The sequence below is a fragment of the Variovorax sp. F042 genome (genome assembly GCF_057814215.1).
In genome coordinates this window covers 1-26,238 of the sequence record NZ_JBVASX010000023.1, presented here as the reverse complement: position 1 = coordinate 26,238, position 26,238 = coordinate 1, and the positions used below count along the sequence as shown (strand labels likewise).

The 26,238-nt window shown below is 63.9% G+C and carries 26 protein-coding genes and 2 pseudogenes; 12 read left to right on the top strand and 16 right to left on the bottom strand.

What is annotated here, in order from left to right:
* Nucleotides 1-7 precede the first annotated feature (7 nt).
* Nucleotides 8-880, top strand: coding sequence for a LysR substrate-binding domain-containing protein (locus ACZYSP_RS34725; RefSeq protein WP_354339061.1), 873 nt, complete (start codon nt 8-10; stop codon nt 878-880).
* Between the two features lie 21 nt (nt 881-901).
* Here the strand turns inward: ACZYSP_RS34725 and ACZYSP_RS34720 are convergent, their stop codons facing one another.
* On the bottom strand, nt 902-1,762 hold the full coding sequence (locus ACZYSP_RS34720) for an EamA family transporter (RefSeq protein WP_487849868.1): 861 nt from the start codon (nt 1,760-1,762) through the stop codon (nt 902-904).
* The gene (locus tag ACZYSP_RS34715; RefSeq protein ID WP_354339063.1) at nt 1,762-2,640 is read right to left on the bottom strand and encodes a MurR/RpiR family transcriptional regulator; all 879 of its coding nucleotides are present in this window, start codon (nt 2,638-2,640) and stop codon (nt 1,762-1,764) included. The genes ACZYSP_RS34720 and ACZYSP_RS34715 overlap by 1 nt, the downstream gene beginning before the upstream one ends.
* An 88-nt stretch (nt 2,641-2,728) precedes the next feature.
* On the opposite strand from ACZYSP_RS34715, the gene ACZYSP_RS34710 reads away from it, so the two are divergent.
* Nucleotides 2,729-3,625: an oxidoreductase gene (locus ACZYSP_RS34710; RefSeq protein ID WP_354339065.1), complete on the top strand. Its 897-nt coding sequence runs from the start codon at nt 2,729-2,731 to the stop codon at nt 3,623-3,625.
* Nucleotides 3,626-3,732: 107 nt separating this feature from the next.
* Here the strand turns inward: ACZYSP_RS34710 and ACZYSP_RS34705 are convergent, their stop codons facing one another.
* The 6 genes from ACZYSP_RS34705 to ACZYSP_RS34680 form a co-directional block, all read right to left on the bottom strand.
* Nucleotides 3,733-4,716 (bottom strand): Bug family tripartite tricarboxylate transporter substrate binding protein, encoded by a 984-nt coding sequence (locus ACZYSP_RS34705; protein ID WP_354339067.1) that lies wholly within the window; start codon nt 4,714-4,716, stop codon nt 3,733-3,735.
* A 119-nt stretch (nt 4,717-4,835) separates the two neighbouring features.
* Nucleotides 4,836-5,612 carry an enoyl-CoA hydratase/isomerase family protein gene (locus ACZYSP_RS34700; protein ID WP_354339068.1) on the bottom strand — a complete coding sequence of 259 codons (777 nt, stop codon included), beginning with the start codon at nt 5,610-5,612 and terminating at the stop codon, nt 4,836-4,838.
* A 9-nt stretch (nt 5,613-5,621) separates the two neighbouring features.
* The gene (locus tag ACZYSP_RS34695; protein WP_489019099.1) at nt 5,622-6,812 is read right to left on the bottom strand and encodes a CaiB/BaiF CoA transferase family protein; all 1,191 of its coding nucleotides are present in this window, start codon (nt 6,810-6,812) and stop codon (nt 5,622-5,624) included.
* Between the two features lie 48 nt (nt 6,813-6,860).
* Nucleotides 6,861-7,640 (bottom strand): SDR family NAD(P)-dependent oxidoreductase, encoded by a 780-nt coding sequence (locus ACZYSP_RS34690; RefSeq protein ID WP_354339072.1) that lies wholly within the window; start codon nt 7,638-7,640, stop codon nt 6,861-6,863.
* A gap of 10 nt (nt 7,641-7,650) precedes the next feature.
* Nucleotides 7,651-8,787, bottom strand: coding sequence for a thiolase family protein (locus ACZYSP_RS34685; protein WP_354339073.1), 1,137 nt, complete (start codon nt 8,785-8,787; stop codon nt 7,651-7,653).
* A gap of 1 nt (nt 8,788) precedes the next feature.
* Complete coding sequence (locus tag ACZYSP_RS34680) at nt 8,789-9,148, bottom strand: Zn-ribbon domain-containing OB-fold protein (RefSeq protein WP_354339075.1); 360 nt, start codon at nt 9,146-9,148, stop codon at nt 8,789-8,791.
* A 187-nt stretch (nt 9,149-9,335) separates the two neighbouring features.
* Between ACZYSP_RS34680 and ACZYSP_RS34675 the strand changes: the two genes are divergently transcribed.
* Together ACZYSP_RS34675 and ACZYSP_RS34670 are read left to right on the top strand one after the other, a co-directional pair.
* Entirely contained in the window at nt 9,336-10,481 is a 1,146-nt protein-coding gene (locus tag ACZYSP_RS34675) for a PrpF domain-containing protein (protein ID WP_354339076.1), read from the top strand.
* A gap of 222 nt (nt 10,482-10,703) precedes the next feature.
* Entirely contained in the window at nt 10,704-11,483 is a 780-nt protein-coding gene (locus tag ACZYSP_RS34670) for an SDR family oxidoreductase (RefSeq protein ID WP_354339077.1), read from the top strand.
* Nucleotides 11,484-11,539: 56 nt separating this feature from the next.
* Here ACZYSP_RS34670 and ACZYSP_RS34665 read toward each other — a convergent pair whose 3' ends face one another.
* Nucleotides 11,540-12,379 carry an AraC family transcriptional regulator gene (locus ACZYSP_RS34665; RefSeq protein WP_489019095.1) on the bottom strand — a complete coding sequence of 280 codons (840 nt, stop codon included), beginning with the start codon at nt 12,377-12,379 and terminating at the stop codon, nt 11,540-11,542.
* 285 nt (nt 12,380-12,664) lie between these two features.
* Between ACZYSP_RS34665 and ACZYSP_RS34660 the strand changes: the two genes are divergently transcribed.
* The 8 genes and pseudogenes from ACZYSP_RS34660 to ACZYSP_RS34625 form a co-directional block, all read left to right on the top strand.
* Nucleotides 12,665-12,973, top strand: coding sequence for a hypothetical protein (locus ACZYSP_RS34660; protein WP_354339078.1), 309 nt, complete (start codon nt 12,665-12,667; stop codon nt 12,971-12,973).
* The gene (locus ACZYSP_RS34655; RefSeq protein ID WP_354339080.1) at nt 12,934-14,988 is read left to right on the top strand and encodes an FUSC family protein; all 2,055 of its coding nucleotides are present in this window, start codon (nt 12,934-12,936) and stop codon (nt 14,986-14,988) included. Before ACZYSP_RS34660 ends, ACZYSP_RS34655 begins: the two co-directional genes overlap by 40 nt.
* Nucleotides 14,985-15,197, top strand: coding sequence for a DUF1656 domain-containing protein (locus tag ACZYSP_RS34650; protein WP_354339081.1), 213 nt, complete (start codon nt 14,985-14,987; stop codon nt 15,195-15,197). The genes ACZYSP_RS34655 and ACZYSP_RS34650 overlap by 4 nt, the downstream gene beginning before the upstream one ends.
* Nucleotides 15,198-15,217: 20 nt before the next feature.
* Nucleotides 15,218-16,201 (top strand): HlyD family secretion protein, encoded by a 984-nt coding sequence (locus ACZYSP_RS34645; protein ID WP_489019092.1) that lies wholly within the window; start codon nt 15,218-15,220, stop codon nt 16,199-16,201.
* A complete protein-coding gene (locus tag ACZYSP_RS34640) occupies nt 16,198-17,658 on the top strand; it encodes an efflux transporter outer membrane subunit (protein WP_489019090.1) in 1,461 nt (486 codons plus the stop codon). The genes ACZYSP_RS34645 and ACZYSP_RS34640 overlap by 4 nt, the downstream gene beginning before the upstream one ends.
* An 81-nt stretch (nt 17,659-17,739) precedes the next feature.
* Nucleotides 17,740-17,916 (top strand): annotated as a pseudogene (locus tag ACZYSP_RS34635) (LysR family transcriptional regulator); the annotation flags it as partial.
* A 39-nt stretch (nt 17,917-17,955) separates the two neighbouring features.
* The gene (locus ACZYSP_RS34630) at nt 17,956-18,645 is read left to right on the top strand and encodes a substrate binding domain-containing protein (RefSeq protein ID WP_489019109.1); all 690 of its coding nucleotides are present in this window, start codon (nt 17,956-17,958) and stop codon (nt 18,643-18,645) included.
* 1,517 nt (nt 18,646-20,162) lie between these two features.
* Nucleotides 20,163-20,440 (top strand): annotated as a pseudogene (locus ACZYSP_RS34625) (IS630 family transposase); the annotation flags it as partial.
* Nucleotides 20,441-20,464: 24 nt separating this feature from the next.
* On the opposite strand, the gene ACZYSP_RS34620 reads toward ACZYSP_RS34625, so the two are convergent.
* From ACZYSP_RS34620 to ACZYSP_RS34590, 7 genes are all read right to left on the bottom strand, one after another.
* The gene (locus ACZYSP_RS34620) at nt 20,465-22,345 is read right to left on the bottom strand and encodes a DUF7151 family protein (protein ID WP_489019088.1); all 1,881 of its coding nucleotides are present in this window, start codon (nt 22,343-22,345) and stop codon (nt 20,465-20,467) included.
* Between the two features lie 452 nt (nt 22,346-22,797).
* Nucleotides 22,798-23,373, bottom strand: coding sequence for an OmpH family outer membrane protein (locus tag ACZYSP_RS34615; RefSeq protein WP_176656917.1), 576 nt, complete (start codon nt 23,371-23,373; stop codon nt 22,798-22,800).
* A gap of 183 nt (nt 23,374-23,556) precedes the next feature.
* Entirely contained in the window at nt 23,557-23,871 is a 315-nt protein-coding gene (locus ACZYSP_RS34610) for a hypothetical protein (protein ID WP_489019085.1), read from the bottom strand.
* 64 nt (nt 23,872-23,935) lie between these two features.
* Nucleotides 23,936-24,310: a hypothetical protein gene (locus ACZYSP_RS34605; RefSeq protein WP_489019083.1), complete on the bottom strand. Its 375-nt coding sequence runs from the start codon at nt 24,308-24,310 to the stop codon at nt 23,936-23,938.
* A gap of 56 nt (nt 24,311-24,366) precedes the next feature.
* On the bottom strand, nt 24,367-24,702 hold the full coding sequence (locus ACZYSP_RS34600) for an SMI1/KNR4 family protein (protein WP_489019081.1): 336 nt from the start codon (nt 24,700-24,702) through the stop codon (nt 24,367-24,369).
* A 45-nt stretch (nt 24,703-24,747) separates the two neighbouring features.
* Complete coding sequence (locus ACZYSP_RS34595; RefSeq protein ID WP_176656916.1) at nt 24,748-25,077, bottom strand: hypothetical protein; 330 nt, start codon at nt 25,075-25,077, stop codon at nt 24,748-24,750.
* 639 nt (nt 25,078-25,716) lie between these two features.
* Entirely contained in the window at nt 25,717-26,046 is a 330-nt protein-coding gene (locus tag ACZYSP_RS34590) for a DUF6794 domain-containing protein (RefSeq protein WP_489019078.1), read from the bottom strand.
* Nucleotides 26,047-26,238 lie beyond the last annotated feature (192 nt).

Genomic DNA, 26,238 nt, shown 5'->3' with positions numbered 1-26,238 from the left:
GGTCACGATGCACAGTCTCCGTGCGCTCCTGGGCCCGCTGCGCGTGTTCGATGCAGTGTGCCGCGCCAAGGGGATCACGCGCGCCGCTCAGGTGCTTCATGTGACGCCCGGCGCAGTCAGCCAGCAAGTCAAGCAGCTGGAGGTCGGGCTCGGAGCGCAGCTGTTCCAGAAATCCGGCCGCGAGATCGAACTCACCGCGGTGGGCAAACGACTGGCCCACCGCGTCTCGGATGCTTTCGATCGCCTGAACGATGCGCTCAATGACGTGGTCGATGTCCAGCTGGACAAGCGGCTGCGCCTGAAGGTGACGCCGAGCCTGGCCATCCGATGGTTGGTGCCTCGCCTGCGCGGCTTCTACGCGCAACACCCCGACGTTGACCTGGAGATTTCGACCATTGCAATGGCCGACGACATCCGGCTCGAGGGCGCTGACTGCGCGATCCGGCATGGCATGGGAGAGTGGGCCGATGTCGAACTGGATCACCTCTTCGACGACGAATTTCTTCCCGTCTGCGCACCCCACCTGGCCAGGCATTTGAAGACACCTCAAGACCTGCTGCAAGCCAACCTGCTGCACTCGATGATGCGCCCGGAAGCCTGGTCGCTATGGTTCAGTTCGGCCGAACTTGTGGATTCCCCGCGTCTGCATGGAATCACCTTGGCGAATGCTGCGCTGTGCTACCAGGCAGCGGCCGATGGGCTGGGGATCGCCATCGCCCAGCGCGCCTATGTGGACGATGACCTGCGCAGCGGGCGGCTCGTCATCGCCGTGGATCACGTGGCCAGAACGGAGTCGGGGTACTACCTGGTCTGCGATCCCCTGAAAGCGGCAGAGACTCCCGTGAAGCTCTTCAGAGATTGGATCCGTTCTGTCCGGTAGCAAGGGGTATCGAAGAAACCGTCAAAGACTGATCGCCGCGATCCCCGCCAGCACGATCACCGCGCCGGCCATGCGGCGCGCGAGATGACCCTCGCCAAACAGTCGGCATGCGACGAGTGAGCCGATGACGATGGACGACTCGCGCAGCGGCGCGACGAGCGCCACCGGCGCCTTCAGCATGGCGGTGAGAACGAGGATGTAGGCGAGCGGGGAGAACACAGCCACGATGAGAATCGGCACGGCGTCGACATGGATGGCCGCTCGGATGCGATGGCGCCGGCGCAGCAAACTGGGGGTCAGGATCAGGCTTTGCAGCAGCAGCGTGGCCGCGTAGTAGCTCACAGGCGCCAGGTGCAGCGCAACGACCGCGTAGCCGTCCCAGACGGTGTAGGCGGCGATGGTGGCCCCCGTCGCGGCGCCCCAAAGCAAGCCCTGCAGCGGCCGGCGGCTTGCGCTCCTGAACGGGTTGCCGGTGACGACGAGAATGCCCGCCACGACCAGCGAAGCGCCGAACATCGCCGCAACGGCGAGCTGTTCGTCCAGGAGCAGGATCGCGAACAGCATCGCCAGCACCGGCCCGGTGCCGCGGGCGACCGGATAAACCACCCCCAGCTCGGCGCGTTCGTAGCCGGCCTGCAACGTCAGAGAGTAGGCGGTGTGCAACACGGCCGAGACAGCGGCGCCCGCCGCGAGTTGCCAGCCGAGCACCTGCTGCCCATCCGCCATGAAGACGAGACTGATCGGGACACACAGCAGCGCCGAAGCGTAGGTGTAGGCGCAGACGAACAGGAAGGCATCACCGCGCTTGTACTTCGAGGCCAGGTTCCATACCGCATGGGCGAGCGCAGCGGCGAGGACCATCGCGACGGTGCCGGGCAGCATCAGGCGATATCGGGCAGGTCGATGCCCGCCCGTTCGGCGCGTCGGCTGCGCTGCGGGTCGCGCAGCGCGACAGCCGCGACCAGCGCGTCGATCACCACGAGCTGCGCCAGCCGACTCCCGGCCGCGGCCATCTGGGCCGTCAGTGGTGCCCCGCCGACGACAAGCGCGATGTTCGCGAGGCTCGCCAGCGGCGTGCCGTACTGGTTGGTGACGGCGATGAGCGAGGCGCCGGCAGAAGCTGCCGCATCGGCGATGGCGAGGGTCGTCGAGGTGCGTCCCGTCGAACTGATGGCGATGACGACGTCACCGGGGCCCAGGAGCCGCGTCGCGATCATTGCCGACAGATGGTCCGCGATGCCGATGCTCGTCACGCCGACCGCGCGCAGTCGGAAGACCGCATCGGCGGCGACCGTCGCGGAGGGGCCGGCTCCGAATGCGATCACCTGGTGCGCCTGCTCGATAGTGCTGACCGCCCGCTCGAGCGCCGACAGCTCCAGGGCGCCGCCGAGCGCCGTCAGTGCGTCAGTGCCTGCACGGATCGAAGCCTCGAGCACCGCAGCGGTCGTCGCATCCGCGGTGAGCACGTCAGATGGTGCGAAGAACCCGGTGGTACCGCGGGCACGTGCGATCTCGATCTTGAGTTCGGTGAAACCGCTGAACCCGATCGCACGCGCGGCGCGGATCACGCTCGGCGGCGAAACGCCAGCGCGGGCAGCCACCTGCGCGGTCGTGCTCACGCCCACGAACAAGGGATCGGCGAGCAGGAGCTCAACGACCTTTGCCTCGCTGGCCGCCAGATCGCCAGTTCGGGCCTGGATGCTTCCGATCCATTGCAACAAGCGCTCGTTGCCCGAAATTCTATTACCATTTTCTTTCATATTAGGTAATAGATTACATTACACCGGTGACGAGCGCAAGCACAGCGTGTACGGAACGCTGAAGGGACGCTCGAAGGAGTCTGTGTTCATGAATACAACAAGGGCTGCATCCATCGCGGTCGTGGGTCCGGGTGCCATCGGCACCGCGATCGCGGCGGCACTGCACGAAGCCGGTCGTACACCGTTGCTGTGCGGCCGCACACCCCGGGCGCGCCTGACGCTTCACGATGGCGATCGCCTCATCACCATGCCCGGCCCGGTGCAGGTGGATCCCGCAAGAATCGGCGGGACGGTTGACCTCGTGTTTCTGGCGGTCAAGGCGACACAGATCGAGGCGACGGCAGACTGGCTCACCGTGTTGAGTGGCCCGAAGACCGTCGTGTGCGTTCTGCAGAACGGCGTCGAGCAGCTGGAGCGGGTCGCTTTGCATGCCCGGGCCGGGCAGGTCGTTCCCGCGGTCGTGTGGTTCCCTGTGCAGGCCCAAGCCGACGGCTCGGTGCGCCTGCGCGCAGACATGCGCCTGAGCCTGCCAGACACGTCGCACGCCCGCGTGGTGGCCGAGGCGCTGCAAGGCACACGCTGCCGGGTCGAGCTGGCCGCGAACTTCCACGCGCTGGCCTGGCGCAAACTGCTGCAGAACGCGGTGGCCGGACTCATGGTGCTCACGCACCGCCGCAGCGGCATGTTCGGCCGGTCCGATATCGCCGCGCTCGCCCTTGCCTATCTGCGGGAATGCCTGGCCGTGGCGCGCGCCGAAGGCGCAGAACTCGACGACGGGGTGCCCCAGGAAATTCTCGACAGGTTCCAGACCTCTCCCGCAGACATGGGCACATCCATCCTCACGGATCGCGAAGCCGGCCGGCCGCTCGAATGGGATATCCGCAACGGTGTCGTCGCGCGTCGCGGCCGGGCTCTAGGCCTCGCGACGCCGATCAGCGATATCCTGGTGCCGCTGCTCGCGGCCGCGAGCGATGGCCCTGGCTGATCCTGCGGCCGATGCGCGCACCGTCGCGCCTCTTCCTCTGCGGCGCCCGCAATCCTCCGTCGAGTTGCTGTCCAGCCAGTGTGCGAACACCGGCCTTCGCGGCCCCCCTAATCCGCTTTGAATCCCGAAGCCTTGACCACCGGCTCCCAGAAGGCGCGCATTTCGCCGAACCGGGCTCGAGCCTCGGCCGGCGAGCTTCCCGCCTCCACGAAGCCGAGCGTGCGGATCTTGCGCGCGAACTGCTCGGTTGCCACCGTTTTTCGGATCGCAGTGCTCCATTCGGAGACGACGACCGCAGGCGTTCCAGGCGGCAGGCAGATGGCCAATACGCCCACCGCGGTGAGCTCCTTTCGACCGAGTTCGCCGAACGTCGGAACGTCAGGCAGAAGCGGCGAGCGTTGCGCAGAGGTGACTGCCAGCACGCGAAGCTTGCCGGCGTTGTGATGCTGCGCGAAGTCTCCGACCGTCGAACTTCCCGCGGCGACATTGCCACCGACGAGATTCACGATCATCGGGGCTGCGCCCTGAAACGGCACGTCCTGCAGCGGTGTGCCGATGACCTTGGCGATCTGCAATCCCAGGAAATGGGTTGGGCCTCCCGATGCGGCATGGCCGAAGTTGGCATGCTCGGGATGGGCGCGCACCCATTGAGCATATTCGGCAAAGGTCTTGACGGGGGAGGATGCGGGTACAGCCAGCGCCATCGGAAACTCGACCACCGTCGACGCCGGCAGGATATCCCGCTGCGCCGCGTAGCTGAGCTTGTTGAAGACGAACGGATAGATCGACTGCAGGAAGTCAGGACACAGCATGGCCACGCTCCCGTCGCTCGGCGCGGCACGCAGCGCATCGACCGCGATCTTTCCACCAGCGCCGGGTTTGTTCTCCACCACGACCGTGCGATGGAGCGGCTCATGCAGCTGATCCGCAAGCGCTCGTGTGACCACATCGAGTGTCCCGCCAGGCGAGAAGCCCACAAGAATCCTTGCGGGCGGACGGCTGGCCGACTGCGCCATGGCCGACGACGTGCCGAAGGACACGGCAACGATGAGTGCGAGGCTGCAGAGCCAGGCGGTACTTGGTTTGTTCAAGAGTTGCTCCAGGGAAATTCAGCGAGGTCACGTCGCTTGCTGTGGCCTCGGCACGAGGCCACTCGGGGGTTCGAGCGCGCAGCGACCCACGACGCTTGGCGCCTGTGTGCGAGGCACAGTCAGCGCCCGCGAAAGACCGGAGCGCGCTTGTCGGCGAACGCACGGCGTCCTTCCAGTCGGTCCTCGCTGTCCCTGAGCACGCCAAAGGCCTGGCGCTCCAATTCGAGTCCACCCGCAAGCGGCAGCTCCCGTCCGGTCATGGCCAGACGCTTGGCTGCGGTCATCGCCAATGGCGCATTGGCAGCCATTGCGCGTGCCAGGTTGACCGCCGTTTCCTGCAGCACGGAAAGGGGAACGACCTTGCTGACCAATCCGATTCGCAACGCTTCGTTCGCATCGATGCGCTCGCCCGTCAGCAGCATCCACATCGCGTCCGACTGGCCCACCGCGCGAATCAGGCGTTGCGTCCCACCGGCGCCTGGGATGCTGCCGACGCGCACTTCCGGCAATCCGAACTGCGCGTTGTCGGAACAGATGCGGATGTCCGCAAGCAAGGCCAGTTCCAGTCCGCCGCCCAGGGCATAGCCATTGATCGCGGCGATGACAGGCTTGTCGGTCTGCAGCGTGCCGAAATTGGAATGTCGGGTGCCAGCGCGAAAGACCTGTCGGGCTGCGCTGTCGGCAGGCGGCATCGTCTTCTTGAGGTCCGCACCTGTGCAGAACGCACGCTCGCCCGCGCCGGTCAGAACGAGGACGCGGATGTCCTCGTCGATCGAGATCTCCTCCCAGATCGCGAGCAACTGCTCGTTGGATTCCGGGTCGATGGAATTCATGGCTTCGGGCCGATTCAGGGTGACGATGGCGACGCCATCCTGGACTGTCTTGACGATGGGCATGGGTGTGTCTCAGTTCGAAGGAGAGTCGGCGGCGATGACCGCCTCGATGTTTGCTGGCGGCATTCCCAGTTCGAACAGCACCTCGCGCGTGTGCTGTCCGAGTGTGGGAGCGGCCCGTCGCGCCTGAGGCCGCTCGCCAACCGCACCGATGACGCTGCGTGGCATGGTCAACGCACCTGCGACCGGATGCTGCAAGGTCTCTGTGAGCGCCGCTTCGACGAAGGGCGCGGATTGCGCGACCTCGGCATAGTTGTTGATCGGCCCGCAGATGATGTCCACGGCCGCGAACTGCTCGAGCCAGAAGGCACGGGGATGCGCAAGCATGCGTGCTTCGAGCAGGCGCAACAGCGCCTCGCGGTGCTGCAACCGATTCTTGTTTTCGGCGAAGCGTGGGTCCGATGCGAGTTCAGGCGCACCGATGGCGGAACACAAGGCCTGCCATCGCGCGGGGTGATAGGCCGCCACCATGATCCATCCGTCGGCGCAACGCAAGGACTCGTTCGGCGTCGAATACGGCGCTGCGTTTCCCTGCGGGCCGGGCACCTGGCCATCTGCGAAATAGGACGCGAAACTCACATGCTGCAGCGCGATGGCGCTGGCGAACATGCTTGCTTCCACATGCTGGCCCAGCCCCGTGCGTTGGCGATCCGCGAGGGCAGCCAGGATCGAGATGGTTGCGAACGACCCCGTGACAAGATCGACCACGGGCACCGGCACCTTGCACGGCTGGCCGCCGGGCGCGCCGGTGACGCTCATGAGGCCGCTCACGGCCTGCAGCACGCCATCCACCCCGGGCAGGTCCCTCGCGGCCCCGTGCTGACCGTACGCGGAGACAGAGCAATAGATCAGCCGCGGATTGGCCGCAGCCACCGTGGCGTAATCAAGCCCCAGGCGTTCCATCACGCCCGGGCGGAAGCTTTCCACCAGCACGTCCGCCTGCGCGACCAGCTGCAGCGCCGCTTGCCGGTGGGTCGGCTGCTTCAGATCGAGCACGATGCTGCGCTTGTTGCGATTGAGCGCCAGGAAAGGAACGCCCTCGCCATGAACCCATGGCGACAGCGCTCGCGACAGATCGCCTGTGGGGGCTTCCACCTTCACGACGTCGGCCCCGAGGTCGGCCATGCACAGCGTGCACGTGGGACCCGCCATGACCTGGGTGAAGTCGATCACCTTCAATCCGCTCAATGCATTTGCGAGCATGCGACCTTCGATCTCGTTGGATGTTCTTCTTGGATCCGCATCGGTTCACTACACCGACGGACTGCTGAGACTGCGTCCACCGCAAACGTAAAGCAGCTGCCCCGTGACGTAGCTGGAGCCTGGTTCCGCGAAGAATCGAACGGCACGACCGATGTCTTCCGGCTGGCCGATGCGCTCCATCGGCACGGTCTTGTGAAGACCCTGCCTGACCTCTTCGGTGAGCGTTTCAAACAGCGGCGTCTCGACGATGCCCGGGGCGATGGCATTCACGGTGATGCCCTTGCGCGCATATTCCAGCGCCAGCGAGCGGGTCAGGCTCACCACGGCGCCTTTGGAAGCGGAATAGGCCGCCTGGCCGCGATTGCCCAGCCAGGCACGCGAACCGATGTTGATGATGCGTCCGAACCGGTTTTCCGCCATCTGGGTTAAGACCGCCTTGGAGCAAATGAATTGCGAATGGAGGTTGACCTCGATCACCCGACTCCAGAACGCCAGGTCCATCTTGGAAACAAGCTTGTCTCCACCGATGCCGGCGTTGTTGACCAGGATGTCGATGCGGGCATGGGATGCCAGCAGTTGAGTCACCGTCGACTCCACCTGCTCCACGGAGCTCACGTCGACCTTGAAGGTCTTCACGTCGAACCCCTCGCTCGCAAGGCTGCGCTGGGCCGCTTGCAAGGCTTCGTCGTCGAAGTCCCACAGCGCGATGCGGCAGCCGCTCTGCGCAAGCTCGCGGGCGATGCCAAGGCCGATGCCCTTCGCCCCTCCGGTGACGACGGCGACGAGGCCTTGCAACGAGGCAGGCGCGGTTGGATTTTTCTGGTTCATGTCGACCCGATCAGAGCGAAAGAATGTGGATGGCGCAGGCGGCGTGATCCACGCCCCAGATACCGCCGCCAGTCACCTGCGTGAGGCCGATTCGCGCCCCCTGCACTTGCCGAGCTCCCGCGCGGCCTTGCAACTGCTCGCAGACCTCCACGATCTGTGCGACGCCGGTTGCGCCGGGCGGATGTCCCTTGGCGAGAAGGCCGCCACTCGGATTGACAGGCACCCGCCCGCCCAGCGCGGTCGCACCGCTGTGCAGCAACGCAGCCGCGTTGCCGCGATCGCAAAGCCCCAGCGCCTCGTAGTAGAGCAATTCGGAGATGGTGAAGGCGTCGTGCACTTCCAGCAGACTGAGATCCTGTGGTCCCACACCGGCCTGCTCATAAGCCAACTTGGCGGCACGCGCCGTGATTTCGGCCTCCGTCATATCGACCGGTGTGGTTTCGAACAAGCCGGACTGCACCACGGACGCCAGGACCTGAACCGGCTTTGCAACGCCTTGAGAAGGTCTGGTGCTGAGCACGAGGGCCGCTGCACCATCGACCACGGCGGGACAGCACTGCAGCAGCGTGAGCGGCTCGGCCACGGGGCGGGACGCAAGGATCTCCTCGCGCGTCGCCAGCTTTGCAAACTTGGCGATGGGGTTGAGAACACCGTGCTTTCGGTTCTTCACGGAGATGTCCGCAAGCGTCTCGATCTTGAGCCCGCGGTCGTGCATGTAGCGCCGCGCGCGCATGGCGTACAAGGCGGGCATGATCATGCCCCGCCTGTTGTTCCAGTCTTGCAGGCTCAGCTGCAGCGGCCCGCCGCCCAGACCGCTCAGATGGTCCATTCCGAACACCAGGACCGTGTCGTACTGACCGACCTTGAGCGCCTGCAATGCGAGATTCAGTGCGGTCGCGCCGCTGGAGCAGGCGTTGTCCACGTTGTAGACGGCGCCCCCGTGCGCATGCAGTTCACGCAGTGCACGCTGCCCCGGCAGCATGGCCCCGAGCGCGTTGCCGCAGTAGAACGCCTGTACGTCGGAGAGTCGCGTGCCGGCATCTTCCAGAGCGTCAAGAATGGCCGACTGGACCATGGCCTCTTCGGTGAGCTCCGGAAAGCGGCCGAAGTCGGTGATGCCCACGCCGGTGATCATTGGTGGCTTCATTTCATTGCTCCTGGAAAGCGTAGTCGGGTGTGCCGTCCGGCAATGCGAAGGGCACCACGCGCACGCGGCTTTCGATCGCAGGCGGGCTTCCATCGAACAGGAGCCGACCGAAAGCGCGAACGCCCGACTCGAAGTCGACCATCGCCAGTGCGTAGGCGGGCTTGTCCTTGCCGGGATGGACCACCGTGAAGCTGTAGAGGGACCCGGTCGAGCCGAGCTCTATTTCCTCGACCGGCTGGTCGTTGTGAACGAACTCGATCGGCGGAAACTGGGGGGGCAGCCCGCCTGCCTGCGTGGCCACAAGCACCATGCCGCCGGGGGTGTCACGGATGTGGGAATCCGTACGCTTGATGATCTTCAAAGGTGTCTCCTGTTCCGGTGGCGATGGCCACGGCAGCAGGAAGTGTGGTGACCCAGGGCCGCCCGGTCATTGGATTTGTGCTGCGCACTATTTAGCTTTCCTAAAGAGTCTCAAGCGTGTAGTTCTGCTAAAGCCAGAGCAGCCGAACTGCAAGGACGCGCGCCATGCGCACGCGCATACTGAATGAATGAAAGAACAAATCAGCGTTCCGGTCACCTTGATGCGCGGCGGCACAAGCAAGGCTGTTTTTCTCGCACGGCGCGACGTGCCCTCCGATCCGCAGGCGCTGCAGCGATTCCTGCTGGCGCTGTTCGGGAGCCCCGATGTGCGCCAGATCGACGGGCTGGGAGGCGCCGACATCCTCACGAGCAAATGCGCAATCATCGGCCCCCCGTCACGGCCTGACGCAGACATCGACTACACCTTTGTCCAGATCGGCATCGATCAGCCCAGCGTGAGCTTCGAGATCGTCTGCGGCAACATCTCATCGGCCACCGGCGTCTACGCGCTGCAGGAGCGCTTGATTCCCGTGCAGGAGCCCGCCACCACGGTGCGCGTGCACAACACCAACACTGGCAAGATTCTGCGCATGGTGGTGCAATGTGCGCACGGCGAGCCCCTCGTGGAAGGCGACACCGAAGTGGATGGGGTGCCCGCCAAGGGCGCCGAGGTCGCGTTGGACTACTCCGGCACCAGCGGGGCCACCACGGGCAGGTTGCTGCCCACCGGGCAGGCACGTGATTCGGTCTACGTCGCCAAACTCGGTCGCGAGATACCCGTGTCGATCGTCGATGTGGGCACGGCATGTGTGTTCATCCGCGCAGCGGATCTGGGCGTCACCGGCACGGAGCTTCCCGGTCAGCTCGACTCCGACATCTACGAAATGGCCGAGGAGGTCAGGCGCTGGGCCGCCGATCGTTGCAACCTGCCAGCGTCAGGAACCCTCACGCCCTACCAGATCCTCATCGGCGAAGCGCAGGACTACCGAACCATCGGCGGCGACCGAATCGTCAAGTCATCGGAGATCGACTTCGTGGCGCGCATGGTTCTCAATGGCGGCGCGATGCACAAGGCCTTTCCAGGCGGTGGCTCGGTCTGCCTTTCCGTGGCAGCACAGATCGCAGGAACGATCCCGGCTGAGGCGCGAGGCAGTCATGCCGGTCCCACGCGCATCCGCATCGGTCATCCGAGCGGCGTGATCGGAATTTTTGCGAACGTGGCTCGCGCTGCCGACGACGAGTGGTCGGTCCGAGAAGTGCACTTCACCCGAACCGCTCGGCGGCTGTTGGATGGCACCGCCTACGTGAGACGAGCCCTTCTCGAAGTGGACTGATCCCGCCGGACTGCCGATGCGGCAGTTCCGCAGACAGCGGCGCAGCGGGCCTGTGGTCACGAACCTTGGGGCCACACCGGTGGGCCAGCCGGGGAGCACGGACCGCCTGCGCTCTGCCAGAGCTCCCGTGTCGTTTTCATCCAGGCCAGTACGTCATTGGCGCCCAAAAATCAGACAGGAGATATTTCACATGCGCAAGAACACCACGGCCGAGGCATCGCGATGCTGACGCGCGACCTTTTTTCTCTGCAAGGCCGTACCGCACTCGTCACGGGTGGCTCGCGGGGCATTGGCCGCATGATCGCCGAGGGATTTCTGGCGCAAGGCGCACGCGTCTACATCAGCGCGCGCAAGGCCGCGGCATGCGATCTGGCGGCTTCGGAACTGTCGACGCACGGACACTGTGTCTCGCTGCCCTACGACGTCTCCACCGTCGACGGCTGCCAGGCCCTGGCCGCTGCCTACGCGCAGCATGAGACCACCTTGGACATCCTGGTCAACAACGCGGGCGCGGCCTGGGGAGAAGACTTCGATGCTTTCCCCGAAAGCGGCTGGGACAAGGTGGTCGATCTCAACATGAAGACACCCTTCTTCCTGACGAAGGCGCTGTCCGACCCGCTGCGCGCCGCGGCCAAGGAGCGTGTGGGGAAGATCATCAACATCGCGTCCACAGATGGCATCGGGCTCAATCCTCAGGAGAACTACTCCTACGTCGCCAGCAAGGCGGGCTTGATCCACCTGACGCGGCGCATGGCACTGCGCCTGGCGCAAGACAACATCGCGGTCAGCGCCATCGCACCTGGCGCGTTTCCCTCCGAGATGAACCGCAACGCGCGCGACCGCGGCGACGAACTGTCCGAACACATACCCGCCAGACGCATCGGCACTTCAGAGGACATCGCAGGCGCGGCGATCTTCCTGGCGTCGCGTGCAGGTGACTACGTGATGGGCGCTACCCTGGTGGTGGACGGTGGTGTGACCCACGCCCGGGCCTACAGGTGAGTGTGTCGATGGGATGGCCGCTGGTGTGCGGCGACGCGCTGACATGAAATCGCGTGTCATCCATCGACCCGAAAGCGGTCGTTGATGTAGGTGGCGGGCGGCTTTCCAAAAGCCTTCTTGAACATCGTGTTGAAGGCAGAGGGCGACTCATAGCCCAGGTTATAGGCGACTTGCTGGACGGTCGCGCCACCAGACAGCTCGCGAAGCGCCACGATCATCTGCAGCTGGCGCCGCCAGCGGCCAAAACTCAGGCCCGTCAGCGAGGTGCACAGTCGATTCAACGTTCGATCGCTCATGCCCAGTTCGCTTGCCCAGTTCGTCTGGGTCCTGCGATCGGAGGGATCGCGCATCATCGCCGTTGAGATCTTTCTGAGCCTTGCGTCCTCGGGCATCGGCAGGAACATTTCCTCCGTGGGCATCGCGCACAGCTGGTCGAGCAGCACCTGCGCCAGTCGATCGGTCGACCCGCCGGCTTCGTACAAGGGCGGCAATCCTGCGAGGTACTGAATCATCTCACTGAGCATCGGGCTGATGCGCAAGGTGCAGCAACGATCTGGCAATGGGGCAGCGCCAGGTTCGACGAAGAGGTAGAAGATCTGCGCGTTCGCCGTTCCTCGGTTGCTGTGCGGCGTGCCGCCCGGAATCCACACGCCCGCCTGGGGTGGGACCATCCACAGCGCGCCGGGCACCTCGCAGGAGACCGCACCGCGCAGTGCGATCACGAGCTGGCCGGACCGGTGCTCGTGCACAGGAATCTCTCGCTCGCGCGCCGCCACATCGACGCGCAGTGCCATCACGGGTACTGACGGTTCGTAGTCCAGACCTAGCTCACCGAATTCTGCGCTTCGCATGTTGAGAAAGTGGGTGTTGCTCCCGCCACGGGCTTGTTCGTGCATTGGAACGGGTGCTCTGTTCGAAGCGGTTTCGATCGGCCAAGGCACGCAGAGGGACCGCTCTTCCTGCTGCTGCACCGAAGGCATCGCCGCCGCGCTGCAGCGCCTGTCGCTCGGACGTGCTGGCGGGCAAGGCCCACTTCAGGCCTCACACCGAGTCACGACATCCGCGCTGACGCAGGCTCCGCATCGTTGCCGGGGCACGCCTTCTGCGCGATGACCGAAAAGAGAAGTCATTCGTCCAACTTTGCAATTCTCGGCGCATGCGCCGATCACTAGCATCGTCGCATGAAAATGATTCTCAATAAGAACGAGATGGTTTCGGCCCAGCCACTGCTCATTCTTCTCATCGGGCTGGTGCTGACGGGCGCGGTTCGCCGATCATGGGACACCGCCGGCGGTGCCCTTCCGGAATCGATCTCGCAATGCTTCAGCACGCTGCTGTGCCCAACGATTCCGACGCGGGAGCTGGCACAGCTGACGAGCACCGCTCACCCACGGCTTCGCGATTTTGCCAGCATCACTGTCGGCGGTTTGCGCTTGCGCTCGCGTTTCGCATGGATGCGCGCTCGTGCGATTTCTCGGGGCGCCGCGTGATCGCGCTGCCGCGTTTCTCTCGGCAGGAGTTGCTCTTTTCTCTCAAGAGCTTCGTCGCCGCCATGTTTGCGCTGTACCTGTCGAGCCGCTTCGGACTGCCCCGGCCCTTCTGGGCCATGATGACCGCCTACATCGTGGCCCATCCTCTGGCCAGTCATGTGCGCTCCAAGGCGCTCTACCGCTTTGCGGGCACCTTGCTTGGGTGCGCAGCAACCGTGGTGCTCGTTCCCTCGCTGTCCGGGTCCCCGGAGCTCCTGTCGCTGGCCTTGGCGTTGTGGGTGGGACTGTGCCTGTATGTGTCGCTGCTGGACCGCAGCGCGCGTTCTTACGTCTTCATGCTGGCTGGCTACTCGGCCGCTTTGATCGGCTTCCCTCTGGTCGAAGCGCCCGCGGCGATGTTCGACACGGCCGTCGCACGGGTCACTGAAATCGGGCTGGGCATCCTGTGTGCCAGCGTGGTCCACAGCATCGCGCTTCCTGCCGGCCTGGCCCCGTCCCTGCTTGGCGTGATGGATCGCGCACTTGGCGATGCGCGGCAATGGCTCACCGACCTGCTGCGCGAGCCGCCGATCGAAGCCAAGGACGCTCGAATGGCGGCGGACCGCCAGCGGCTGGCCCTGGACATCACACAACTGCGCCTGCTGTCCACGCATGTGCCCTTTGACACCCATCTGCGCTGGACCGGGGGCGCCATCGACGCCCTGCAGGACCGTCTGGCCGCCCTCACCCCGGTGCTCTCGGCGGTGGAAGATTGCCTGCAAGCGCTGTGCACCGCCACAGGCGGCGTGCCGGATGACATCGGCTCGACCTTCGCGCAGCATTCAGGCTGGCTGGCCCCGAGCGCGACGAACGCAGTAGTGGACGAAGCGCGCACCGCCTTTGGCGCCATAGCGGACGGTCCGGCCGCTTCAGCCTGGATCCGCGCGTTGCGGATCGATCTGGCAACCCGCCTGGAGGACCTGGTCGCGCACTGGGAGGCCTGCACCGCGTTGCGCGGCGATATCGACGCCGGCATCGCCGGGAACCCGGTGGCGTTGCGGCGCACCGCGGCTTTGGGTCGCAGGGTGCTTCACCTGGACAGAGGGCTTGCGCTGCGGTCGGCGATCACTGCGGTGTTGGGCACCTGCCTCTCGTGCGCGCTGTGGATTGCGGCGGGCTGGCCCTTCGGATCGGCCATGGCCATGGGCGCTGCCGTGTTTTGCAGCTTCTTCGCCACCCTGGACGATCCGGTGCCTGCCATGCACAAGTTCATCACGGCGCTGTTGTGGTCGTTGCCTGTGTCGGCTTTTTATGTCCTGGGGGTCATGCCGCTGGCACATGACTTCGGCATGCTGGTGCTGTGCATCGCGCCTGTGTTCTTGGTGGTTGGGTGCTACATGGCACGACCGGCCAGTTCCCTGTCGGCCCTTGGCATGTTCTTCGGCGTCGCCGGAACGCTCGCCCTTCAAGACACGGCCACCGCCGATTGGGTGAGCTTCATCGGCTCCAACCTGGCCTTGTTCGTGGGTGCGGTGATCGCGGCCCGCGTCACCGCGCTCATGCGCAGCGTGGGGCGCGACTGGACGGTCAGGCGCATACGCCGCGCGACGTGGCATGACCTCGCCGATCTGGCCGCCCATGCGCAGGACGCATCCGCCCGGGACGCCTTTGCCTCGCGCATGCTCGACCGGATCGCGCTGTTGGCGCCGCGCATCGCTCCCGACGGTCCCGAAGCGGTCCGGATCGCAGCACACCGCGCGCTGCGCGAACTGCGCATGGGGGCAGACATCGCCGCGCTGCAGGGGCATCGCGCGCGCCTTCCGGCAGGCCCCGTCAGCCGCCTCTTCAAGGAATTGGCGCTCGTCTTTCGCGCCCAGGTGGCAGGAGCACCACCGCGTCATGCGCCGCTGCTGCCGCATATCGATCGGCTGTTGCTCGATGCCCTGATCGCGGACACCGAGCGGCCTGCCGTCGCGGCACTCGTGGGCCTTCGACGCAACCTCTTTCCGGCCGCTCCCGCCGCGCTCCAACCATGATCGAAGTCAACTTTTGGGGCATGCAGTTGCCCTGGCTTTTGCTGCTGGCAGCCGGCGCGCTGCCGTGTGCCTGGGCAATGCGCCGCCTGCTGGCCATCGTCGGTGCCTACCGATGGATCTGGCACCCCACCCTGTTTGACCTTGCGCTGTACGTCCTGGTGCTCAGTGCCTTGGCTTGTCTCACCGGCGCAACCGCCACCTCGTCCTGATATCCGGACCGCTTCAACCCATGAAACCTGACGCCCTCCCTTTGCCCATCTCAACTTCCCGTCTTGCCCGTCCCGTCGTTCGTCTGTTAGTCACCGTGCTGATGGTGGCTGCAGCCGCCTGGGCGGGATGGCGCCTATGGGATCACTATGAACTCGCCCCGTGGACACGCAACGGACGCGTGCGGGCCAATGTCGTGCAAGTCGCGCCTGACGTGTCCGGCATGGTCGCGAACGTGGCGGTGCACGACAACCAGTTCGTTGCCGCTGGCGCCTTGCTGTTCTCGGTGGACAAGGCCCGCTTCGAGCTGGCGCGAGAGCAGGCCCAGGCCGCCGTCGAGACGCAGTGCATCGCGATCAGCAACCAGCGCATCACGCTCGCACAGGCGCAGCGCGAGAGCCAGCGCAATTCCAACCTGGGCGATCTGATCTCGCTGGAAGCTCGCGAGCAGTCGCGTCTGAAGGTGGACCAGGCCAAAGGGGCACTTCAAGCTGCCGAAGCGGCGTTGCGGCAAGCGCAGGTCGCGTTGAATACCTCGACGTTGAACCTGGAGCGCGCCCAGGTGCGCGCACCCACCGCGGGGCTCGTGACCAACCTCGACCTGCGCCAGGGCGCCTATGCGAGCGCCGGCCACCCCGTGATGGCGTTGGTTGACGCGAGTTCCTTCTATGTCGAAGGCTATTTCGAGGAAAACAAGCTGGCTCGGATTCGTCAGGGCGACCGCGTGCGGGTCACGCCCATGGGGGGCCCGGCACTCGAGGGCACCGTCGAGAGCATCGCCGCCGGGATCGCCGACCGTGACCGCAGCACCAGCGCCAACCTGCTTCCCAGCGTCAATCCCACCTTCAACTGGGTGCGGCTCGCGCAGCGCGTGCCCGTGCGCGTGAAGCTCGACCAGACGTCGTCTGGCACCCGTCTCGTCGCAGGCCAGACGGTCACCGTTGAAATTCTCGAGACCGCTCGGACCACGGCTGTCACGGCCCGAACTTCGGAAAACCGGGGATGACTGCCGTGTATCGACTTCTGGCCACCGTCGCGGCCGCAAGCGCGCTGCTCGCCGGTTGTGCCCACGCGCCCGTGGGACCGGACTACGTGCCTCCTGCCCCCCTGTCTTTCGCGCAATCGGCCTCCGCGGGCACCTTCCGATCTGCCGGCGGTGATGCGGCGGACACGACGCTGCCGCCGCAATGGTGGAGGCTCTACGACGACCGGCAACTGGACGCGTTGATCACACAGGCGCTGGAACACAACACCGACCTGCGGCAGGCCGTGGCCAACCTGGAGCGCGACCGAGCGCTGGCGGCAGAGGTGCACGGATATGAGAGGCCAACGGTGGCAGCCAGCGGTGGTCCCGGCTTCGGGCACGTGTCGGGCTTGAGCCTCCTGCAGCGCGACGACGAGCCGCCCAGCCGCGGCACATACAGCGCGGGGGTTTCCTTGTCGTATCAACTGGACCTGTTTGGTCAGCTGCGCCGCGCCATCGAAGCGGCCGAGGCCGGCACCGGCGCCGCGCAGGCGGCGTTGGACCTTGTGCGTGTGAACGTGGCCGGCGGGGTGGCGCATGCGTATGCACAGGCATGTTCAAGCGGCTATCGCTTGCGTGCAGCGCAGGCGTCGGTTCGTCTGCAGGAAGAGGCGATCCGAGTCTCCGAGCGGCTGCAGCGAGCGGGCAAGGTGGGGGAAACCGACATTGCACGTGCGCAAGGCCAGTTGGAACAACTGCGCGCGGCGTTGCCGCCGCTTCGCGCTCAGCGTCAAGGTGCGTTGTATCGGTTGACCACCCTGACCGGCGCTGCACCTCGCGACTTCCCCGCAGCAGTGGCCATATGCGAGCAGCCACCGCGTTTGACGGGACTGCTTCCGGTCGGAGACGGCGCAGCCCTTTTGCGCCGGCGGCCCGACGTTCGCCAGGCCGAACGCAGCCTCGCCGTCGCCACGGCCCGCATCGGCGTCGCAACAGCCGACCTCTACCCCAAGGTGTCGCTTGGCCTGTCTGCCAGTTCGGCGGGCTTCCTGGCAAGATTGGGAAACCGGGAGACGCTCAGCTACAGCCTGGGTCCGTTGATCAACTGGACGCTAGCCAACACCGGGGCTGCCCGCGCTCGCATCGCGCAGGCCGAGGCGGCCACCCGGGTTGCCGCCGCCCGCTTCGACGGGACCGTCCTGACGGCACTGCGCGAGGTGGAAACGGCACTCGATGTCTACGCCCGCGAACTGGAACGCCACGCTGCGCTCTCGGCCGCGCGAGATCAAAGTGCCATCGTCGTCCGGCAGGCGCGCAAGCTCTATGTCAACGGCAAGACCGGTCAGCTTGAAGCATTGGATGCCGAGCGCACCCTGGCAGCCAGCGAAGCCGCTCTGGCAACGTCCGCGGCCCTGTTGGCAGAGGATCAAGTCGCCGTCTTCATGGCGCTGGGAGGTGGCTGGGAAGCCGATGGGCTCCTCGTGAATGCCGTGCACTAGCGCACGCCTGAGCGTTTCTAAAAAGAAAAATGAGACAAGCGGAAAGTCCACAACGTCAGTCCGAGCGGGCCGGGATGCTTGATGGACGGGTTTAATCTTCTGAAGACCTTTTTGGAGGTCGCCAATGTCGGCAGCTTCTCGCGCGCAGCGGGCAAGCTGGGAATCTCCAAGGCCAGCGCAAGCAAGCATGTCGCGACGCTTGAGGCGCGCTTCAACGTACGACTTATGAACCGCTCAACGCGTTCGGTGACATTGACCGATGCTGGAAAGCTGCTCCAGCTTCGCAGCGCGCCGCTGATGGAGATGGTCGAGTCCACGCACAGCGAATTGCAGGCGCATGGCTCCCGCCCAAGCGGTCGTCTGCGCGTGGCGGGGCTTCACGGGCTCGTGCAGACCGATTTCCCCAGCCTGCTGAGCGAGTTCCTCACGCTCTACCCAGATGTCCATATCGACCTACAGATCGGAAATCGCGTGGTCGATCTCGTGGAGGAAGGTGTCGACATCGCCCTGAGGTTCGGGCGCATCGACGACGAGAACCTCATCGTGCGTCGCCTCCAACGCGTGGAACTGATCCTTTGCGCCACACCCAGTTACTGGGCCAGGCGCGGCATCCCTCAAACGATCGATGACATGCGACAGCACGACGTGCTGACTTACTCGCTATCGGGGGGGGCCCCGCACATTCCGTTCGAAGTCGATGGCGAGCCATACAACCTCCCGATCTACGGACGCATGGATGCAAACGACTCAAGCACTCTCGTCGCCGCGGCACTCGCCGGCATCGGCGCAGTGTGTGTGCCGGCGCTGCTGGCTCAGCCCTACACAGAACGCGGCAGCCTGGTCCCAGTGCTCAAGGAATTCATGCCACGTGACATCTGGCTCTACGCGGCGTACACGCAGCGCCGGCACAACAGTGCCGCCCTGCGCGCACTACTGAAACTGCTTGAAACGCGTATGGGAGGCGACGCGCCCAACCATCCGACCTAGAAGCAGAGGGCTGAGACACATCCATTCACAAGCGCCCGTCGCGTATCGCTCAATCTCGCCGAAGCAACCATGCCGTGGAAGTACAACGCCACGGCGCACTCCGCAAGCTGCGTTGCCACCTGAGCATGCGTCTCAAGCCATCGACACAGTGTTGCGCAGAATACGCTGCAAGATCCCATTGAACGCAGCAGGGCTACTCGTACTGCACCACCGTCCAGTCATGCGCTCTCCTACGGCGTTGTCCGCGTGCAGCGCCAGGCGAGTTCGTCGATCGCAAGATCTCGTGCAAGCATCAAAGCGCCCCGGTTGTGTCTATGTTCGGCGCGACGCTGCCGCGAAGCCCAACGCCGCGGACCAACCGACGATACCGAAAGGAACGTAAATACCCCTTATCGGCGACTGAGAGCGCGCCGCAAACAGTCGGAACGTGCTGCACCCAGGTCGGCACTCGAGTCTGCGAACGGCGGGTATGCAGCGATTGGCGACATCCATCGGCCTCACGCGAGTGGGTACTATCGGCCAAGACCAGTCATTCCCAATCACCCCCAACGAAGATGAGCCGCGTGACCATTTCTACAGCGCCGTGTGACCCGTCCGCCTCGTTGGTGAGCGAAGTTCGGCGAATTACAAACTTCGGAGTTCTTGACGTGCGAGACCGTCTTTCCGCCGGAAAGCCAGTGTTCGACCAAGAGCTTTTCTGCAATCGAACAGAAGACGTCTTTGCAAAAGCGCGAGCGCTGCTTTCGGCTCTGGAACGTGGCGGGCATCAGCCTCTTGTCAGTGAGGCTGGTCGGCCTATCACTCCGCAGATTATGCGAAATATCTTCCTGGCTTCCGAGGAGGGCGCCGAGGAGCTCCGACGGCTCGATGACTTGGGACATGTGTAGGCGACAGCAGAATTTGGCCAGAGGCAGACTCGATGCTTCTACTAAGCAGTAAGCTTCAAACCATGCCAGCAGCAAATACGCAGAAGTTCCGCTCGATAGTTCGGCTACTACTAGCACTGGTTCTTCCCGCGGTGCTATTGGTGACTAGCGGATGTGCTCCGATCGAAGTGAGGGAAAGTCGAAAGCTTGATGCCGTTTTGACTGCATCCAAGGGCGAGCCGCTTGCAGAACTAGCTCGGAAGTTGACTTTGCAGGGCTATGCCTGTACCGCAGCCCCCGAGGTTCCATCGAGCAAGAAGGCGATGCTGCAGTGCTCAATTCAGAGAGACAATCTGTGGCCTCCTTACTCCTGCGTCTTCCGCGTCAACCTGGAAGTCGAACCGCAAGTAAGTTCGAGCGAAACATCTCCAGTCATGAGCCATGCGTGCGCTGGACTATAGGCGGAATCCGGCCAGGACCCGACATTGAAAACCGACACCGATGTAGGTCTTCATTCAAAGGGAACCGCTGTCTTTTTGAAATCAAAGACATACGCCCGCACCGATCATTCAAAGTGGAACCCGTGTTTCACTCAAATGGAATCCCCGGGGATTTGCATCACTGGTTTGGAATTTTCGGCCAGCGTATTAGATCAAGGCGTGGCTGGCGACTCGCCCGCGCTGGCACGTGCACTTCCATTCCGACCTACAGCTCCTGACTTAATCGGGTCGAATGTTTATTCGCCCTCATCACCGACAAGAGCCCCCACCGCGGCTCATTCTCCAGCGTCAAGCAGCTCGTGCAACGCATCGAGCGCTCACCACCGCTTACAACCCCCGATGCCAGCCCTTCGAGTGGACCGCCATCGCCGTTCGGTCCTTGAAAAGCTACATCGACTTTGCTCACGTATCAACGGGACCGCACACTAGCGTGCGAGGAGCCGCGAAGCGGATTCAGCGAATGACGAATGCCACATTGGCCAACACATAGCCGACGGGCAAGAACACGCCGCCTCCCACGTATTGCAACTCCAGCGAGTCCTGCTGCCCTCCGGAAATCGACCCGGCCGTCCCGAGGGTGGTCGAAGTGCGGCGCGTGCCGAGTTGGATAACTGAGCCCGCCTTGGCAACGGCCACCTTCACGCCGTCGGCGCTGCTCGCGACCGCAGTCCAGGCACCGGCGTCGCTGGTCGCGCGCCAGGTCTGGCCGCTGTCGCTGGACTCGTAGAGGCGGCCGCCGCTGGTGGCGGCCACGACGTAGCGGCCGTCGGCGGACGTGGCGATGCCTCGCCAGTCCCGGTTGACGCTCTGCACTCCCCAAGTGGTACCCGAATCGGTGGAAACCCAGACGGCGCCCGTGTCCGCGGTGGCGTACAGGATGCTGCCGTCGGCCGACGCCGCGGCTGACCACCAGAACTGGCCGCTCGCGCGCGGGGTCCAGCTCACTCCATAGTCTGTCGAGACATACAGCTGGGCGCCATTGGTGGCCGCCACCAGAACCCGGCCATCGGCCGAAGAGGCCACGGCGCGCCAGGCGCGGTTCGAATCACGCGCCGTCCAGCTGCTGCCGCCGTCCGACGAAGTCCAGATCTGCCCGAGGTAGGCAGTCGCGACCAGGCGCGACCCGTCGGCGGAACTGGCCACCGCGCTCCAGGCTCGGGACGATCCGTCGTTGGACCACGTGCCGCCGCCATCGGTCGAGCGGAAAATCGCACCGCCGTTGGTTACGGCGACCAGCGCAAGTCCATCGCTGGAAGAAGCGACGCCACTCCAGACCTGTCCAGTGAGGCGCAGGACCCAGTTCGCGCCGGAATCGCTCGAGGTATACAGCTCTCCGCTGGTGGACACTGCCGACAGACGGGTGGCATCGGCGGACGAGGCCAGGCCGCTCCAGCTACCGGTGGGCGCCGCCGAGCGCCAGTCCAAGTCCGTTCCGCCGGGCAGGCCGCGCGTTTCGATTCGCTGCCCTGCGTTCTGCGCGATGGTCCACCCGCCGCTGCCCACCCCCACCACCTTGATCCAATCGCCCACTGTGGGCGCGGGCGGCAGCGTCAGCGTGACGCCGGCGCTCGCATTCGCCTGATAGCCGGTGTTCGACTCGGTCTGGACACTCGAGGCGGTGACGCTGACCCAGCGCGTGTCGGCCGGCGCGGCCGCGCACACGTAGGCCGTGGCCGTGACTTCTGCGGCATCGAGCACGCCGTTGGCGTTCAGGTCCAGCCCGGACTGCACCCGTTGACCGCCATAGGCGCAGGTGCCGCCCGGTGCTTCGGCGGCGAATGCGAGCAGGCTGTCGCGGCCATTCGACCCCGCAGCGCCTGTCGCACCCGGCTTACCGCCGCAGACGTAGGCCGAGCTGGTCACCTCCGCATCCTCAAGGACGTCATTGCGGTTCAGGTCCTTGCCGGCCAGCACCTGCGAGCCGCCATGTGCGCAATTGCTGCCGGCGGGCTCGGCCCGCATGCGCACCAGCGTGCTGAGGCCATCCACCGCAGCGGTGGCGTTGCAGATGTACTGGGTGGACGTGACTTCGCTGTCCGCGAGCACGTGATTGTTGTCGGCGTCCAGGCCGGCCTCGACGCGTGCGCCGCCCAAGGTGCAGTTGACGCCGACCGCCTCCGGCTTGACGCGCATCAGCACAGTGGATTCGCCGGATGGGCTGGATGGGCCGGCGGGCGCAGGCGCGGCGGGCTGCTGCGCGGGGGGAACGAAGAATGCCGGGTTACCCGCACCACCTCCACCTCCGCCGCAGGCGAACAGTGCCAGAGAGGCGGTCAGCCCTGCGGCTAGACGGGCATTGCGAATGATGTGGCAGGCGGGTCTGGACGAAGGCATGAGCGGGTGCAAATGGATATACGAGGCGCGAGTTGTGCTGCGCGGCGAAACGTAACGCAACGGATTGTAAGTAATTGATGCCGCGCAATGGAATCCTAAGAAGCTGGTAGAGGGACACGCGGCACGAGCCTGGAACTGCGGAGCGCCAATGAACCTTAGCGAGTGAATCCGGGCCCTCCTTTGTTGCTCCGCTGGCGCCATCCGACTTTCGCGCAGCGCGCCGTTGGGCCTTCGCAAATTTCGATTTCCAGCCATTGGACCCGCGAGTGTGTGCGCTCTTGCACCGACCTGGACTCCCGACCGGCTGCTTTGGGCGAGGTCCAATTTCTCAAATGGGCCCCAAGCAGCCACTCATCGAGCTGTCGGCACCAGCCCGCTGATAAAGAGCCTGTTATCGATCGTCAAGCTCACAAAGTTCTCTCAAAATGAGTGATGTTCGTCGTGAGTGCCTGTCACTGCGCCGCAGGGGCAGCAGTCGCGAGCGCTTTGATCACCTCGTTAGTGATGTCCACCGTGGGCGCAGCCATAACGGCATCCTGCAGTATCAGGTCGTACTTTTCCTGCTTGAAGATCTGCCGGATCGCACGGTGTGTCAGGTCCCATAGCTCGGCCTTCTGCTCGTTGAGGCGCTGAGCCACCTCTTCATTGAACTCAAGGAGCTTTCGCCTGAGGTCGCGTTCCTGATCGAGCAGTTCGCGCCGCCTGCGACCGATATCGTGTTCGGACAGCGTGGGTCCATCCTTATCCAGTTGGTCGGCCACGGCCTTGAGGTGAGCTTCCAACTCATCCAGTTGCTTCTGTCGAGGGCGGATTTCGGCAGCCAGCTTGTCCTGCATAGCCCTGGCGGGGAGCGACAGGAGCATCGCGCGCTCGAAGTCCACGTAGCCGATCTTAAGTTGCTGAGCCAGCGCGGATGAAGGAGCCAGAGAGAGCATACACGCCGCCGCCGCACCGGCGGCAAAGACAACCGCTTCACGGCGGGCCACCGCGCAGGCAGCCACCGCAATGGTCTGAATAAGTCTGTTCATTAGAATGCCCCTCCGACGTGGATGTGAAAGCACTGGATGTTATACGGCGCCCCATAAACAGCCGTTCCTACACGCAACGCTCAGACGTCATTGGGCAGCTCTGCAGGTTTCAAAAGCCTCTGTGTCGACTCTCTGTGAAGACGGTCACCGACCGTCCGCTTTTGGCCGAATTCTGTCTGACGCCTAAATCTTTCGCAGTTGCTCAGCAAGCACAACAAAACTGCTGCTACCTGCGGTGGACTCGACTCCCCAGGGTCGCGTCGTCGCAGCACGGACCACCAAGCGCCCCTCCGAATCAAGCCACTCTGACTCGACTTCACAAGCGATAACGCCAAGCGCGGGAAGCGACTCGATGTCGATCGCAGTCGCACTCACGACGGGCTCCTTCTCTACGAAGCGGTGAATCTGACCCATCGCATCGATCAAGAGGCATTCCACGAAAGCCGGAAACCCGCTGTCGTCAACCACTTGAGAGATTTCAACAGCGATGGCTTTCATGAGGCGTCATTTCTCCGTGCCAGAGGTAATAGTCGAAGGACCGGGTCTGGCCGAACCTTGCCTGTCAACGAAGAGAGGAAGTAGGCCCGCGGGGAACGCAATCGTAAGGGAAGGCCAGAAGATGTTGAATCGCATCGGCGATGGTCCACTGCTCGAAGCCAGGGGTGGCGATAGACCCATCGGGTGCGACCTCTGAAACGTTGAACCCATCTTCAACGTCTTCGTAGTAAATGGCCATTTCTTCAAGCTGCGCTACGACAAATACTGATTCGCTCACACCGTTACGCATGATCGAAGCGGTCCGAAACGGGACGCGAACACGGGCAAATTGCTGGGCGTATTCTGATGAACACTCGGAGAGCTGAGCGGACACCAACTCCTCCAGTTCGTCACGAGAAATCGGAGTCCAGCGGTTCATAGTTTTTGAATGAGAGCTCATGAAGGGTCTGAGGGCCTGGCGAACGGCCGGTTGTGGCCCCATGCAGCGTTCACGGGTCACTTTCCCGACGACACTGCCCGCTGAAAACCCCGCGCAAACTCGAGAAAGTCGTCAGCCACCTTGATTGCTGCTTCTGGCTCCATGCCGATCATCGGAAGCATGAAGACAGCGCCAACCGTGTCGAAGGCATAGATTTCACCACCACCGTTCCCAGCGATGGCCACGAAACCTGGCGCGTACACATCCACGCCCATCTCTGAATTAGCGGTGGCGACCTCATCTTCGCTCCAGAGGATCACGTAGTGTTCCTCACCCGACAAGTCAGCGAAGCCCTCAAACAGACCGTTCGTTTCGATGAAAACGCGGTAGACAGCGGGCAGCTGGATGGTCATTGGGAATGTCTGGTTATGGCCGGCTGCAGCCGGACGCGGCGGTCGTCAGTAGGCGCCGCCCCTAGGTACGCAGCCATCCGAGTCATGCAGCTTACCTTCAGCGAGCACGTTTTCCGTCTTGCAGACCTCGTTGAAGCTCCAGACCTCAAAGGCATCACCCGGAATTGCATGCTGTTCCAGATAGGCTTCAAATTCTTCGAGGTCCTCGAACGAAACGACACATGGACAACTTGCCCCTCGATAGAACCAGTGCTGAACAATGACAGGACCTCTAGCCAACGCATTCTTGATTTTCGCAAGGCTTGCTTCGGAAAGAATCTTGGCTCCTTCCTCAGTCCAATCGTCGGGGGCGTGGCGATCAGGAATTCGTTTCATAGGTTATCGCGAGAAGTGATTTTTTGGACTCGACCACTCCGAGAGTAGACCGTGTTGAGCGGCCGCTCTTGGCCGGTCGCTTAGCGGTTTCGATGCAAGCATCTCAGATGCTTGGTTACGGCTGGCGACCGAATCTCAGCCCACGCCCAGGCCGAGCAGACCACGCGAGCAGAAACACCGTAGCGCTCAAGCCAAGGCCAAGTGCCGCGAAGCCAGCGAAGTTCGTCTCCACAGACCCGAACCTCGCACACGTTGGGGAGAAACCACGCTTCCCTGGCAAAGATATAGCGTCGCAGTGCGACAGATTGGCAGGGATTCTCCCGTAATCAGCTTGGTATCGAACTAAGGGAATCGCGAATGCTGCCTCAATCACCAGCGCGCTCAGCGAGAAGAAAGCCAGCACGAGGAAGACTTGCAAGAGCACCCATTTGAGCTTGGGCCTAGCTACCCCGGATGAAATGGGTGTCGATCTCATGGGTGGATTGGACGTCAGAGGCGAAGGTCTGATCTTGGCCGGTTGCCGAATCTTGCCCTACGCGGCATGCGGTTCAAATGAGCCCACTGTCGAGGCGAAGTGCGGGGGGAGCGCTGATGACTTGACTTGGCCAGACAGCCCTCGCGCAAGAAACTGCGCCATGCTCATCTTGAAATACTCGGGCGAATCGCTGCGTGGCACTGTGACGACTTCCCACACACCGCTCGCACCAACAGTGCTCCAGCAGAATAGATCCCCGTCGCGGAGTCACCTTCGACAGCGAGACGGTGGGGCATCTTTGCGTTGATGTCGAAGAGCGGCTTCGCCTCCTCTGACCACAGTCCGAATTCGTTCCTCAACTGGTGTCCGACCGTCATATGCAATCGCCAACCGGCCTCTTCCAGCGAACAGTTCCGAAGCACGTCCTTGTCCTCAGCGGAAAGAAGCCCTCGGGCTTTGGAGACAGCTTCATCAACCGTTCTTGGATAGATCATGGGTAGGTCTGCTTTTGGCCGATAGTACCCATCCGCGAGAGCGCGCCAAATGTCTGCAATCAGTCGAGGCTGTGTGAAAACGCATTGAATCCGTGAATACCGTCGCCTAGATTGAGACAACGCCACGAACTGGGTTGCCACATGAAGCGATTCATCGAGCCAGGGGATCGAAGCCAGATCACGCTGCTGCCA

Excerpts from the sequence above, each read along its gene's own strand:
- ACZYSP_RS34725 (WP_354339061.1), top strand. The coding sequence starts at position 8 with ATGCACAGTCTCCGTGCGCTCCTGGGCCCGCTGCGCGTGTTCGATGCA.
- ACZYSP_RS34720 (WP_487849868.1), bottom strand. The coding sequence starts at position 1,762 with ATGCTGCCCGGCACCGTCGCGATGGTCCTCGCCGCTGCGCTCGCCCAT.
- ACZYSP_RS34715 (WP_354339063.1), bottom strand. The coding sequence starts at position 2,640 with ATGAAAGAAAATGGTAATAGAATTTCGGGCAACGAGCGCTTGTTGCAA.
- ACZYSP_RS34710 (WP_354339065.1), top strand. The coding sequence starts at position 2,729 with ATGAATACAACAAGGGCTGCATCCATCGCGGTCGTGGGTCCGGGTGCC.
- ACZYSP_RS34700 (WP_354339068.1), bottom strand. The coding sequence starts at position 5,612 with ATGCCCATCGTCAAGACAGTCCAGGATGGCGTCGCCATCGTCACCCTG.
- ACZYSP_RS34695 (WP_489019099.1), bottom strand. The coding sequence starts at position 6,812 with ATGCTCGCAAATGCATTGAGCGGATTGAAGGTGATCGACTTCACCCAG.
- ACZYSP_RS34690 (WP_354339072.1), bottom strand. The coding sequence starts at position 7,640 with ATGAACCAGAAAAATCCAACCGCGCCTGCCTCGTTGCAAGGCCTCGTC.
- ACZYSP_RS34685 (WP_354339073.1), bottom strand. The coding sequence starts at position 8,787 with ATGAAGCCACCAATGATCACCGGCGTGGGCATCACCGACTTCGGCCGC.
- ACZYSP_RS34675 (WP_354339076.1), top strand. The coding sequence starts at position 9,336 with ATGAAAGAACAAATCAGCGTTCCGGTCACCTTGATGCGCGGCGGCACA.
- ACZYSP_RS34670 (WP_354339077.1), top strand. The coding sequence starts at position 10,704 with ATGCTGACGCGCGACCTTTTTTCTCTGCAAGGCCGTACCGCACTCGTC.
- ACZYSP_RS34665 (WP_489019095.1), bottom strand. The coding sequence starts at position 12,379 with ATGCACGAACAAGCCCGTGGCGGGAGCAACACCCACTTTCTCAACATG.
- ACZYSP_RS34660 (WP_354339078.1), top strand. The coding sequence starts at position 12,665 with ATGAAAATGATTCTCAATAAGAACGAGATGGTTTCGGCCCAGCCACTG.
- ACZYSP_RS34655 (WP_354339080.1), top strand. The coding sequence starts at position 12,934 with ATGGATGCGCGCTCGTGCGATTTCTCGGGGCGCCGCGTGATCGCGCTG.
- ACZYSP_RS34650 (WP_354339081.1), top strand. The coding sequence starts at position 14,985 with ATGATCGAAGTCAACTTTTGGGGCATGCAGTTGCCCTGGCTTTTGCTG.
- ACZYSP_RS34645 (WP_489019092.1), top strand. The coding sequence starts at position 15,218 with ATGAAACCTGACGCCCTCCCTTTGCCCATCTCAACTTCCCGTCTTGCC.
- ACZYSP_RS34640 (WP_489019090.1), top strand. The coding sequence starts at position 16,198 with ATGACTGCCGTGTATCGACTTCTGGCCACCGTCGCGGCCGCAAGCGCG.
- ACZYSP_RS34630 (WP_489019109.1), top strand. The coding sequence starts at position 17,956 with ATGGAGATGGTCGAGTCCACGCACAGCGAATTGCAGGCGCATGGCTCC.
- ACZYSP_RS34620 (WP_489019088.1), bottom strand. The coding sequence starts at position 22,345 with ATGCCTTCGTCCAGACCCGCCTGCCACATCATTCGCAATGCCCGTCTA.
- ACZYSP_RS34615 (WP_176656917.1), bottom strand. The coding sequence starts at position 23,373 with ATGAACAGACTTATTCAGACCATTGCGGTGGCTGCCTGCGCGGTGGCC.
- ACZYSP_RS34610 (WP_489019085.1), bottom strand. The coding sequence starts at position 23,871 with ATGAAAGCCATCGCTGTTGAAATCTCTCAAGTGGTTGACGACAGCGGG.
- ACZYSP_RS34605 (WP_489019083.1), bottom strand. The coding sequence starts at position 24,310 with ATGAGCTCTCATTCAAAAACTATGAACCGCTGGACTCCGATTTCTCGT.
- ACZYSP_RS34600 (WP_489019081.1), bottom strand. The coding sequence starts at position 24,702 with ATGACCATCCAGCTGCCCGCTGTCTACCGCGTTTTCATCGAAACGAAC.
- ACZYSP_RS34595 (WP_176656916.1), bottom strand. The coding sequence starts at position 25,077 with ATGAAACGAATTCCTGATCGCCACGCCCCCGACGATTGGACTGAGGAA.
- ACZYSP_RS34590 (WP_489019078.1), bottom strand. The coding sequence starts at position 26,046 with ATGATCTATCCAAGAACGGTTGATGAAGCTGTCTCCAAAGCCCGAGGG.